The sequence below is a fragment of the Flavobacterium sandaracinum genome (genome assembly GCF_004349135.1).
Taxonomy (GTDB): domain Bacteria; phylum Bacteroidota; class Bacteroidia; order Flavobacteriales; family Flavobacteriaceae; genus Flavobacterium; species Flavobacterium sandaracinum.
Genome location: NZ_SMFN01000008.1, coordinates 1 through 13020, shown reverse-complemented (window position 1 = coordinate 13020; position 13020 = coordinate 1). Strand labels below are relative to the sequence as shown.

Sequence of the window (13020 nt, the reverse complement as noted above, 5' to 3'; positions counted from 1 at the left end):
AACTGAACTACTCTTTATTGAGTTTATTAAATTCTTTGAATAATTCCAATAAGTTCATAATAGACTTAACTAGATCATTTGTTTCTAACAACAAAGCGAAATATAACTTACTGTTTTTAGGACTCGTTTCTGTAGTTCTGATTCTTATTATTTGTTTTGATATCAACTCAGAAACCGTGTCTAAAAGAACCTGTTTGTCGTTTAATATAAGGTCAATCTTGTAAAAATTCTCGGTCTTAAAACTGTCTTCTAACAGTCGCAACAACTGTTGCAATTGTTCGTCCACTGTTTTCAAGTCTCTAATTTGATTGAATTTTAATTGCTTGTGATTGTTATTGACGTGCGAATAACTATTGGTTGTAATAAAATCTATGGATTGAACCATATCTTGCAAATAACCCAAAATCAATATGTAAAATTTACTCGCTTCAACTGAATTATCGTCTAGGTTTTTAATGAAGTAAAAAACGTTACTTTTTAATTCGTCAATTTCTTTTTCTAATTTCTTTTGGTCTTTTTTATTTTCTTTTAATTTAGCTAAATCTTGTAAACTTAAATTGTCAATCAAATTACCATACAAAGCACTAGTTTTGCGGAACACTTTGGAAATTTGTGCAGAGCTTTCCGTAATCATTTCTTTGACAGTTCCAATATCTTCCTTCCGCAAGCTCTTAATTTCTGCTTCACTTTGTACCTTTTCTTTATGTTTTCTAGAGCTTCTATATAACATGATTCCTAGTAAAAGTAATAATGCTACGAATGCGAAAACTTCACCAATTTTTAAAATATAAGCGGTGATAAAAGCCAAGATAAAAGCAATAATTGCGGTAAAAAACCAACCACCAATTACTTTAAAAACGCCAGCAATTCTATAAACTGCACTCTCCCGATCCCAGGCTCTATCAGCAAACGAAGTTCCCATGGCAACCATAAATGTTACATAAGTAGTGGATAGAGGTAACTTTAAAGAGGTTCCTATAGCAATTAAAATACTGGCTACCATTAAGTTAACTGAAGCTCTCACCATATCGAAAGCTGGTTCATCATCTGTTTTTTTTGAGGGCTTCACTATATTTTCAAACCGTCTGTCGATTTTTATTTGTAATTTTTTTGGTAAAAAGAAATTAATGCCTTCGCCAATATACAAGCCCAATCTAACGATAAATCTTGAAGCTGTATTGGGTGCAAATTTTTCAATACCATCGCCTTGTCTGGATAAATTAACGCCCGTTTCAATAACACTTTTGGCTTTCTTTGAGGTCCAAAGGGTGATCACCATAATAACACCAGCTAATAATAAAAAGTAAAAGGGTGCTACAATATCATCATTCGCTAAAGCGCCCATCATAAAGGAATCTCCTGAAACACCACTGCCTTTGAAAATTTCATAAGAGTTGAATGCCGCAATGGGTACTCCAATGAAGTTAACCAAATCATTTCCTGCAAAAGCCAGTGCTAAAGCAAAAGTTCCTACAAGTATAATAACACGTAAAATATTGACCTTAAAATAACTAATCAGGACTTGAGACAGTACTAGAAAAACAAGGAAATTTAAACCTACAATCATAAACTGATGCTCATCGATCCAGTCAAATTGTGCTTTAGAGATGAAGGAAACCCCTTTTAATCCTTTAATTAGGATAAAAAAAGTAATTGCCGTAATGGCTATTCCTCCGAAAATTGCGCCAAAATATTTTAACTTTTTTTCATAATGAAAAGTAAAAATCAATCGCGAAATGTATTGGACAAGACTTCCTATTGAAAAAGACAGTAGCACTGAAAGTAAAATACTGTAAACGATAGTAGAAGCTTTCTTTGTGTTAATGTACATTCCCAAAGTATCTATAGAATCACTGGTAGTATATATTTTGTAAAGGGCTAAACAAACTGCCGCTCCTAGTAACTCAAAAATTATGGAAACGGTAGTGGAGGTAGGTAAGCCTAAGGAATTAAAAACATCTAAAAGTAGAATGTCAGTAATCATGACCGCTAAAAAAATGATCATGACATCGTTAAAGCTAAACATGCTGGGAACAAAAATACCACTTCGCGCTATTTCCATCATTCCACTAGAAAACAGAGCTCCAATTAAAACTCCAATACTAGCGACAATCATAGTAGTTTTAAATGAAATGGCTTTTGAACCTATGGCAGAATTTAAAAAGTTTACTGCGTCATTACTCACACCAACCATTAAATCGATGATAGCTAAGACACCTAGCGCAATCAACATAATTACATAAATCTGTTCCATATTAATTTGGGGTTTAATTTTGTACAAAAGTCCCTTAAGGACTTTGTTTTCATGTTAACTTAATGTTATTAAAACCAGAAAAGTTGAAATAAAGTGAAAAATCAGTACCTAAATGTAAAATTACAAATTCGTATTGAATGATATTCAAATAAAAACAATTGGAATCCGTTTTTGTTGCAAAAAGAAAGACTCAAAGTCACGCTTTATTTTACTATACTTATTGCTGTTGCCTTTTCCTTTCTGGAGATGCAAAGTACAACATCAAGTGGTGTTTATAAAGATTCCCTTCTGTTCCACTTCTAATCGGAATAGTTTTGAAGTTTGGGGTATTTATTCATCCTGCTTGGTGTGCAATTGGATAGTAACAGCCGTTCATAAAACAGAAAAGCACTATCGAATATCTAAGTATTGATAGTGCTTTTATAGTGAGTCTTTTCGTTTAAGAATGCCGTAAATACAGTTAAAAAGGTCTTTACTCGTGATTAAAATAAGATTAATGTTTGTGAGTTGCTCGTTGCAACGGTACTATTCAGCTTATTTAAAAGAGGAATCAATAGATCGCATCATTCCTTCAGTTGACCACGTTCCAGAAACAATGATTCTTCTGATAGTGTATAAAGGATCTACCGAATCTCTTTTCGTGGACAAAATATAACCCATTTTATAATCACTCTTTTTTATTTCAGGAATTGCCGCAGTATTCCATAATCCAAACGGATAAGCAAAATCGGTTACTGGTTTTCCTATGATTTCCTCTAGTTTTGCCTTTGGTTTTACCAATTGTAAATTCCAGTCGTCTCCTGCATATTTCGTAACCATATGATGATCCCAAGTGTGTGCACCTACCACATGCCCGTCGTCTGACAAGGTTTTAATTTGTTCTTTACTCATGTATCCCGGACGATTAATAGAAACAGTCATAATAAAAAATACGCCTTTGAAACCGTATTTTTTCATTTCAGCTGCGCCAATGCTGAATTGTTCTTCTCGAGTATCATCAAATGTTATCATGATCGGTTTTGCGGGCAATGGACCATCAAAAACCAAATAATTATACAGTTGTTCTGGTAAAATGGTTTCGTATCCAGCATCGGCTAAGGCTTTCATTTGTTGGGCAAAGGCCGGCGGTTTTACAGTGTACACTTTTATATTTCCACTTGCACTCGCACTAAAATCCCTAATGTTATGGTAACATAAAATAGGCACTTCTTTTTTCGAAAGAATGGTCGCGGCATCAGCAGCTACTTTTTTGGGTGCTACAACTTTCGCGGGAGCAACAACCAGCGGAACTTCCGGTACTATTTTACGGGGTTCTGATTGACAACTAACCATTAAAAATAGGCCAACGAAAACGGAATAAAAAATATTTTTCATGAATTCAATGGTAAATTATTGGTACTGAATATAAATCGGTTTAGGAGTAAATTTCACTAATTCTTCTGGGCTATACATTTTCCAGTCGTTTTTATTATCATTTTTATAAAATAGTTTAAAACCTGTAAACTGAACGGGTTCTCTGTATATATATGCTTTATAAGTGTCTTTCTTTAATACTTTACTTCCAAAACCATCCATATCCATTACGATTTGCACCTCAGGAACTTTTTTGATTTCTTTATAGTTTTTTACCATTCCTTGCGTAAATCGGTGTATTACCAATACTTTTGGAGTCAACTTGTTTTTGCGCACAATGTCTGCTAGAATGTCTATCGCATCATTAATGTCAGCCGCCGTAAAATGCCCAATTTTAGAACCTGGACGTTCTCCGCCTTTCATAGAAAATTCAGGGTCAATCCCAAGATGCACATTTGGCATAGCAAGGTATTTTTCTAGTTCGGCTACCTCTGCTTTTACAGTGCTGTGTCCTACTTGAATATCCAAAAACACCAAAGCATTGATCGGTTTTGCCCAGCTGATAATCGTGTCAATTTGTTTAAAAGGCATGCGTAGGCGGTGCATATTGTTTTTCCCAGGGGCGCCTTGAGCAGTAACCGCGATGTAATGTAAAGCCGGAATTGCTTTCACGGTTGAGTCGGCTGCTTGCCATTTGGCAACTTCGCCTTGTAGTTTTGCCAACATTTCTTTTCGAGGAATTTCTCCTAATATTCCCATTCTGGTGGAGTATAAATTCCCGTAATATGCAATAATTCTATTGTACGGCAAAAGTGCTCCAGGCAAAGGATAAGGTGCTTTTACGGGCCATCTGCCCGTAGTATCATTGTTGCTTAAAGCGATCATTCTTTTGTTAAAATCAACAGTGTCAATGGTCAGTGTTGGTTTTTTTTCTTGGGTTACTGTTTTTACAGTATCTGATTTTTCTGTAGCGGTTACTCCATTTGTAGCTTTTCCTTTTTCACAGGAAATGGTCATAATCAGTAATGGAAGTACAAGTAATGCAATAGCTGATTTTTTCATATATTGGTCTAATTTTTAATGTAAAGGTAAAGTATTTTAGAGCCGAGAATTCATTTGTAATTGTGTTTCAACACCTATTTATTACATAATTTACGGATTCTAATTTTAAATTTCTTTTAATTCAAGATTCAAACGAAATCTATTTACGTTAATTGTGGGCTTGCTAATATAATTATAAAAACGGTTTGCTTTTATTATAATTTCACAATAGCTTTTGGAAATACAAAGAAAAAGCTAACTTTATAAAAGTTTTTATTCATTCAAATACTCTAAAAATTGTTCAAAAAAATTCTTATTTTTTTTCTTTTTCTATGTAGTGCCACTGCTGTTTTTGGCCAAATAAAAAAAGATACGATTGCTCTTTCAGAAATTACTTTGAAGGGTTCGCCAATCAAAAATGTGCTTCAAAACACTGCTTCATCTGTTGCAGTGATTACCGCTGCCGACATTGCTAAAAGTGACGGAATTATATTGACTCCCGTTTTGAATAAAATCCCAGGTGTTACCATGCAACAAGGCGCTTTGAACACCAATAGAATAACGATTCGCGGGATTGGGGCACGATCGCAATTTGGCACCACTAAAATAAAAGCCTATTTTGATGGAATTCCGTTGACTTCTGGCGAAGGTGATACTACAATTGATGATCTTGATTTGGCTGCTATCGAAAAAATTGAAATTATAAAAGGACCCAATTCCACCAGTTTTGGTTCCGGTTTGGGAGGCGTGATTCAATTGTTTTCTAAGGAAACTCCTTTGCTGGAATCGTTTGGGAACGCATCGGTTACTTTTGGGAGTTTTGGCTTATTGCAACAACGACTTGCAGCAGGATATAGCGATTCTAAAACGAATGTATTTACCAGTTTTACGGATTTGGAAAGTGACGGTTTTAGAGCCAACAGTTCTTATAAACGAAAGACGTTCAACTTGCACGGAAAGCAACGACTAAGTGCCAAAGGGGAATTGTCATTTTTAGGTACTTTTACCCGCTTGAAAGCCTTTATTCCGAGTTCTATTAATGAGAATGATTTGAGAAATAATCCAGAAATAGCGGCTACCACTTGGGCTTCTGCACAAGGTTTTGAGTCGTACGATAAATTCCTGCTTGGATTGGGATACGATCATCGGTTTTCTGAAAAATGGTCTCTGCAAACCAGTATTTTTTCAAATTTCAAAGACGCTTACGAACCCAGACCTTTTGATATTTTGGAGGATAGAACCAGTTCAGTTGGGATTCGTTCCAATGTGAATTATAAAGACCAATTGTTTTCGTTGCCCATTGAATTGAGTTTGGGTACGGAGTTGCTTACAGAGCAATATGACTTTACGCTGTATCGTAATTTATACCAATCGCAACCGGGTCAGGGAAGTCTTCAAGGTGATGCGTTCAGTGCCATTAAACAAAATAGGAAGTACAGCAACTACTTTTTACAAATGGAACTTTGGCTCTCTCAAAAATTACATTTGGAAAGCGGATTGGCATTGAATACCACTTCCTATTCTTTACAAAATGTTTTCGAAAATAATTCTGGCGGTCAAAATATGCCATTTACTTTTGGAAATGTGTGGTCACCAAGAGTTGGTTTGTCTTATAAAGTAAGTAACGGTAAGAATATTTTCGCTTCCATCAGCAATGGATTTTCGGTTCCTTCTGTGGCGGAAACCTTGACGCCTGAAGGTCAAATAAACACCGATCTGAAACCAGAAGTGGGTTGGAATTATGAATTGGGTTTCAAAGGAAATTGGCTAAAAAATAAAGTCTATACCGAAGTAACTTTTTATACCACACAAATTGAAAATTTATTGGTAGCACGACGCACCGCTGAGGATCAATTTGTGGGAATTAATGCCGGAAGTAGTTCCCATTCGGGTGTTGAATTTTTATTTAATTATAAACTCTTAGAAAAGACGCAACTTCAAATCACGCCTTATCTATCTGGAGCAGTTAATAATTTTAAATTCAAAGAATTTATAGATGGTGACGAGGACTATTCAGGAAACCAACTGACAGGCGTGCCCGAAACACAATTTAATTTTGGAGTAGATGTAAACACGAAAAACGGCTTGAGTTTGAACACTTCTTTCCGAACGATGGGCAAAATCCCATTAAATGATTCCAATACAAAATACAGTGAGCGGTATTCGTTGCTGGATATTAAAACGACCTATGTTTTCACGATTCTTAAAATCCTGAAAACAGAGTTGACTGCCGGAATCAATAACGCTTTGGACACCAAATATGCAGCCAACATTTTGCCGAACGCAGTTGGTTTTGGCACTGCTGCACCGCGTTATTTTTATCCTGGAAATCCGGTAAATTATTATGGTGGGTTTTCAGTATCGTACGTTTTTTAAATTCCAATCCCAAGTATGAATTTTATTTTTTGATGGCCGCTACTTCTTTTTCAGTAACGACTTTAGTTTGTTTATTACTCCAAGAAGTCATGATGTAGTTCATCACATCAGCCACTTCTTGATCCGTAAGTCCCATCGCTGGCATGCTGCTATTGTACTTTTTAGTGTTGACTATTATGGGGCCACTTTGCCCAAATTTTACTGCAGCAATGCTTTCATTCCTCTTGTTTTTTAGCCAATCAGAACCGTCAAGTGGAGGGAAGTTTGTAGCGTCTCCTCTGCCGTTAGCGCCGTGACATTGCATGCAAAAATCAGCATAAATTTCTTTTCCGGGCGTCTGAAGTTTTGAAACAACTGCGGTTTCAGGATTCAAATCAATATAGTTTTCTTTGGAAAATGGGTTTTCGAATGAGAAGCTTCCCAATACAAATACGCCTAATCCTAAAAATAATTTGGTTGTCAACATCATTTAATTCGGTATAATTTTTACAATTCCTTTTCCTTCAACGCCCATATAAATATAACCATCAGGACCTTGCGCTACGTTTCGCACGCGACCTACGCCAGTGGCGATTTTTTGTCTGTCGATTACTTCACTTCCTTTGAGTTTAAGTAATTCAAGATATTGAAATTTCAAGGATCCTACGAGCAAATGTCCTTTCCAATCTGGATATTTATCGCTGGTAACAAAGGTCATTCCACTTGGCGCGATAGAAGGCAGCCAATAATAAATAGGTTTTTCAATGCCAGGCTTTTCATTTTCTTTGCTGATTGTTGTCCCATCATAATCGATACCATAAGTAACAACAGGCCAGCCGTAATTGACTCCTTTTTTTATGATGTTGATTTCATCACCCCCTTGAGGACCATGTTCATGGGCCCAAATTGCTCCTGTTACAGGATTTTTTGCCATTCCTTGTGGGTTTCGATTCCCGTAGGTATAAATCGCTTCTTTAGCTCCGGTCTGACCTACAAACGGATTGTCTTTTGGAATGCTACCGTCGTCGTTTAAGCGGTATATTTTCCCACCATCGCGTTTTATATCTTGCGGATTTACAAAATGCTCCCCACGTTCTCCAATGGAGAAAAACAAATAGCCGTCGTTGTCAAATACAATTCGGGAACCAAAATGCTGCCCTTTAGTAGTATTCGGAGTCGCTTTATAAAGTGATTCAATTTGTGTAAGACTTCCGTCCAATAATTTGGCTCGAATGAGTTTTGTGTGACCACCAGTTCCTTCGCCTTCATCTGAAGCAAATGTCATATAGATCCAGCCATTTTTAGCATACTCAGGATGTAAAGCAATATCTAATAATCCACCTTGCCCACGAGCATATACTTTAGGAACATTTTTGATTTCAGTTTTTGTACCATTTTTAACTTGATATAAAACACCGCTTTTTTCGGTAACTAACATTGTGCCGTCTGGCAACCAAGTCATTCCCCACGGAATGGCAATATCGGAAGCTACGGTTTCTAGTGTATAGTTTTTTACTTCGTCTTTAATTGGAATGTCGTTGGATTTTACCTGCGCATCGCAACTAAAAGAAAGAAAAGATATAATGGAAAGTGAAACTAATGTGATTTTTTTCATGAGTTTGGTTTTTAAGCTGTAGAATGAGTACAATCTTTTTTAAAGATAGTAAAAGAGGAATAAAATGAGCCATATCGCTTTTAATTTTGCTTAGAATTAACAAAGTCAGTAGCTAAAGCAAAATAATTCTGTTTTTTTTAAACATATAAGGCATATAAGTTTTTTAAAATTTATTCTGGTTAAGTTCGTATAAAGTAAAAATCTTAAATTCCTTAATGGTTTAAAGAAATTGTTTTTCGTGATCTTTTTAAACATATAAGTCCTGAAAGTGTTTACCTAATTTTGTTTAATCAACAACGACTTATATGACTTATATGTTAAATTAAAATTTTAGTTTTTTCGTGATTTTTGAAACATATAAGGCATTTAAGTTCATATAAGTTTTAAAATTGTATTCTTTAATTGAGTCATAAAGTAAAAATCTTAACTTCCTTAAATTCCTTAATGGTTTAAAGAAATTGTTTTTCGTGATCTTTTTAAATAGATAAGTCATGAGAGTGTTTGCCTAATTTTGTTTAATCAACAACGACTTATATGACTTATATGTTAAATTAAAATTTTAGTTTTTAATGATTTTTTTGAAACATATAAGGCATTTAAGTTTTAAAATTTTACTCTTTAATTGAGTCATAAAGTAAGAATCTTAATTTCCTTAAATTCCTTAATGGTTTAAAGAAATTGTTTTTCGTGATCTTTTTAAATAGATAAGTCATGCGAGTGTTTACCTAATTTTGTTTAATCAACAACGACTTATATGACTTATATGTTAAATTAAAATTTTAGTTTTTTCGTGATTTTTGAAACATATAAGGCATTTAAGTTCATATAAGTTTTAAAATTGTATTCTTTAATTGAGTCATAAAGTAAAAATCTTAATTTCCTTAAATTCCTTAATGGTTTAAAGAAATTGTTTTTCGTGATCTTTTTAAATAGATACGTCATGAGAGTGTTTACCTAATTTTGTTTAACCAACAACGACTTATATGACTTATATGTTAAATTAGAATTTTAGTTTTTTGAAATTGACTGCCGGTTATGGGGGCAATCGAATTAAAAAAACCACCTAAAAATCTAGGTGGTTTAAATATAATTTACTTAGTTCCTAACGCTATACTTTGCCGTTCTGGCGTCTTTTATTATTCCTTTCCAGTTTAATCCAAAACCAAAATCATACACATTTCCAACAGCATCTGTATAGGGAATCATATCGTGAGGGACATCTTCCAATTGTTTTTCAACGGTTGACATATTCAATGGCATTTGTAAAGGCAACAATCCAGAAGGCTCGGTTTTACCAGAAACAATGTCCAATAATGCTTCTATTTGTACACCAAATTCTCCCACGATGGCGTCTGCCTCTTTTTCAAATTCTCCAAAAACCATAGGATTTGAGATATTGACAGAGACTATAACGGGCTTTCCTTTCATTGCTTTTTTCGTTTCCAGGATAGTATTTAAATCCGGATACGAATTGGATTTACTTGTTTTATTCACATAGGAACGGTTTGTAATCGTTGGGTCAATTACGGGATCTCCAGCAGCAATACTTTGAACTCTGGCATCGACTGCGGTATAGTCTTTTAATTGTAAACTGATGGGCACATATCCATTTCCACCAGCTTCTCTGTCCGCTCTGCTGTATCCGCCACTAATTGGGCTTTTGATGAATACAATCGCGAAATCTGCTTTAGCAGGATCATCCGTTACGGTATAGTATTTCTTAATCAATTCTAAATTAACTGGATATTCTATTCTTTCTGGTGAGGGTTGACCAAAAAAGTTGATTCCCGCCGGAGTAACTCTTTTAGGGACATAAACCGTTTTTCCTTTTGCAATTGGCAAGGTTTTATTCTGGTTTTTAATCAGCACCACCGACTTCAATTGTGCGTCATAGCCTGCTTTCATAAACGCTGGTTTTCCCACAATCGCTTTGGTTTCGATAGGATCTAAATAGGCATTTTCGAACAATCCCACTCTGAAAATATTCAAAAGCAAGCGAACTGCTGATTGCTCAAAGCGGTTCCGCATAAACGTTTCGCCATGTTCTTGAACACCCATTTGGTAGGCTTCTAAAACGGGTTTGATATCATTATTTCCTCCAAATTGATCCACTCCAGCCATTAAAACTTTATAATGTCTTTCGGCTACACTTAATTTTTCAACACCCCAAGATTTTCCTGAAAAAATATCTGGTTTAGCTCCTTCATCTCCTGTAATCAACCAATCGGTGCACACCACGCCGTCATAACCGTATTTATCACGCAATAAATCCGTGATGATGTATTTACTGAAGCCATTCCCTACATTTTCTCCGTATTTTTTATCTTGACCATACGAAATCGTATAATAAGGCATCACAGCGGAGGCTTTTTTAGTTTTACCATCTAGTTTAAAAGCGCCTTCGGTAAACGGTTTTAAGTGTGTTTCAAAATTATTTCCTGGATACACCGCAAATTTACCGTAGGCAAAATGGCCATCACGACCTCCTTCTTCCGGGCCGCCACTTGGCCAGTGTTTTACCATGGCATTCACGCTTTGATTCCCCCAACCTTCATAAGCGTCAATTGATTTTGTAGAGGTTTGAAATCCATCTACATACGCTCTTGCCATATCGGTCGCCAGTTTTGGGTCTTCGCCAAAAGTACCCACAAAACGATTCCACCTTGGTTCTGTTGCCAAGTCAATTTGTGGCGATAGCGCCGTGGCGATTCCCATGGCTCGGTATTCTGCGGCTGCAATGGTGCCAAATTGTGCTGTGATGGCAGCATCAAAAGTAGCGGCTAAACCTAATTCCTCCGGCCATTGTGAGATAGCGCCACCAGAACCAGCGTTGTATTCCGCATCTTTATTGGCTCCATTTCTAGGATCAGAGCTATTGTTGGCCGGAATTCCCATTCCAATTCCTTCGACTAAAGCTTGTATATTATTGTTCCATTGGGCGGCAATATCTGGCGATGCTACCGAGGTCATTAATACATGGCGCAAATTATCTTTGGTTAAAAAAGCAATTTGCTGATCGGACAAATCAGCGGGATTAGCGCCACTTTTAGAAAAAGGTTTTTCTTGATAGGTTCCCGTAAACATGCCAGCCTCTTGCGCTGGAATCGCTTGATGTCTGCTATACAACATTAAACCAGCCATTTGTTCAACTGTCATTTGTTTGGCTAAATCCTTGGCACGTTCTGCCACTGGTTTGCGCCAATCTTCGTATCCGTCCAATTTTCCGTTTTTATTCAAATCTTTAAAAGCAAAACCCGCTACTTGAATGATTTTGATGCCTGATTTTGGCGAATAGCCTAAAGTTTGACCGCCTTTATTCGACACTAATTTATAGGTGCTTTTGGTGGTTTCCGTCCATTTAGTTTGTGCCTGCAATCCTACTGCAAGTAGGAGTAAGGAAGGGAGAATTACAATTTTTGATTTCATATAGTCTATTTTCAGGTCAATAACTTTATTTGATGTGTACCAAATGTAATAAAAAATTATATGTGTTGTATGGACGCAATGAATCTATTTTGCGTTTTCCAATTCCAATTGCCGGCAACAAAGGATTGTAATGGTATTTTTTTATAATTTTTGTTTAACTTTGCATAGAATATTTTAAACAAAAAACACCGCTTTGTGTTTTGTAACCTGAAAAGAAATGGAAGATAAAAAACCAGATAATGTTGTCTATACTGCCGAAGCTGGGTATAACGCTAATATTTTACCTTACGCAACCGGAGTTGGTGCTCCTGTAATTCGTGTTGATGATGTTGTTTCTTGGAAAAGCAGAGGAATTGACAATGTAAACAAAGAGTTAGGCAATAAGTTCAACGAACTCAAACTGCAATATCAAAAATTGATGGAGGAATACGAGTGGAATGAATTAGTGTACAGTGCTAAATTTTCGTTCGAACCTGTGATTGGCGAGATTTATCATTTGTACCGAGACGCTCAAGGAGTACATTTTCTATCGTTAATTGGACCGCAGGAGTGGAACAAGGAACATATTGGCACCTTTAAACTTAATAGTGATAAGAAATGGATTTACCTTAATGGGAATGATTCTTTTTTTCAATCATAATTACGGTACTTATTTTTGTAGTGGTGTTATTTTTAAGTCACTGCTATCCGAAAGTCGGAAATTAAAATTGTCTGAGAATCCCTTATTTTTGTTTTGCGAAAAATAAAATAATTTTATGGGACTCTTCAGACGAAACAAAAATAACAATAAACCTTTACTTGGGCAAATATTAGATTTAGTTCCTCGCTGGATTTTGGAATCGTGTATTAAAAAACATCAAAGTGACAAAGGATGTAGCAAATACAAGACTTATGACCAGTTCGTAGCTTTAACTTTCGGACAGCTCAATAAATGCTATACTTTGAGTGATATTTCTACTGGTATAGGGGTTTGTCA

At 35.7% G+C, this 13020-nt stretch carries 9 protein-coding genes; 3 read left to right on the top strand and 6 right to left on the bottom strand.

Annotation, left to right across the window (positions count from 1 at the left end; translation table 11 throughout):
• Positions 1 to 7 precede the first annotated feature (7 nt).
• From E0F91_RS08265 to E0F91_RS08255, 3 genes are all read right to left on the bottom strand, one after another.
• Complete coding sequence (locus tag E0F91_RS08265) at positions 8 to 2254, bottom strand: inorganic phosphate transporter (RefSeq protein WP_132065877.1); 2247 nt, start codon at positions 2252 to 2254, stop codon at positions 8 to 10.
• 534 nt (positions 2255 to 2788) lie between these two features.
• Positions 2789 to 3628: a polysaccharide deacetylase family protein gene (locus E0F91_RS08260; protein ID WP_132065875.1), complete on the bottom strand. Its 840-nt coding sequence runs from the start codon at positions 3626 to 3628 to the stop codon at positions 2789 to 2791.
• A 15-nt stretch (positions 3629 to 3643) separates the two neighbouring features.
• Positions 3644 to 4669, bottom strand: a complete 1026-nt coding sequence (locus E0F91_RS08255; protein WP_132065873.1) for a hypothetical protein — start codon at positions 4667 to 4669, stop codon at positions 3644 to 3646.
• A 276-nt stretch (positions 4670 to 4945) separates the two neighbouring features.
• Between E0F91_RS08255 and E0F91_RS08250 the strand changes: the two genes are divergently transcribed.
• On the top strand, positions 4946 to 7024 hold the full coding sequence (locus tag E0F91_RS08250) for a TonB-dependent receptor family protein (protein WP_132065871.1): 2079 nt from the start codon (positions 4946 to 4948) through the stop codon (positions 7022 to 7024).
• 22 nt (positions 7025 to 7046) lie between these two features.
• Here E0F91_RS08250 and E0F91_RS08245 read toward each other — a convergent pair whose 3' ends face one another.
• The 3 genes from E0F91_RS08245 to E0F91_RS08235 all read right to left on the bottom strand — a co-directional run bounded on the left by E0F91_RS08245 (position 7047) and on the right by E0F91_RS08235 (position 12044).
• A complete protein-coding gene (locus tag E0F91_RS08245) occupies positions 7047 to 7493 on the bottom strand; it encodes a c-type cytochrome (RefSeq protein WP_243698862.1) in 447 nt (148 codons plus the stop codon).
• Positions 7494 to 8618 (bottom strand): PQQ-dependent sugar dehydrogenase, encoded by a 1125-nt coding sequence (locus E0F91_RS08240; protein WP_132065869.1) that lies wholly within the window; start codon positions 8616 to 8618, stop codon positions 7494 to 7496.
• A gap of 1095 nt (positions 8619 to 9713) precedes the next feature.
• Positions 9714 to 12044, bottom strand: coding sequence for a glycoside hydrolase family 3 protein (locus E0F91_RS08235; RefSeq protein ID WP_132065867.1), 2331 nt, complete (start codon positions 12042 to 12044; stop codon positions 9714 to 9716).
• A 217-nt stretch (positions 12045 to 12261) separates the two neighbouring features.
• On the opposite strand from E0F91_RS08235, the gene E0F91_RS08230 reads away from it, so the two are divergent.
• Both E0F91_RS08230 and E0F91_RS08225 read left to right on the top strand, forming a co-directional pair.
• Positions 12262 to 12684: a DUF2452 domain-containing protein gene (locus E0F91_RS08230; RefSeq protein ID WP_132065865.1), complete on the top strand. Its 423-nt coding sequence runs from the start codon at positions 12262 to 12264 to the stop codon at positions 12682 to 12684.
• A 115-nt stretch (positions 12685 to 12799) separates the two neighbouring features.
• The coding region (locus E0F91_RS08225) for a DUF4372 domain-containing protein (RefSeq protein WP_132065863.1) at positions 12800 to 13020 on the top strand (221 nt) is incomplete at its 3' end.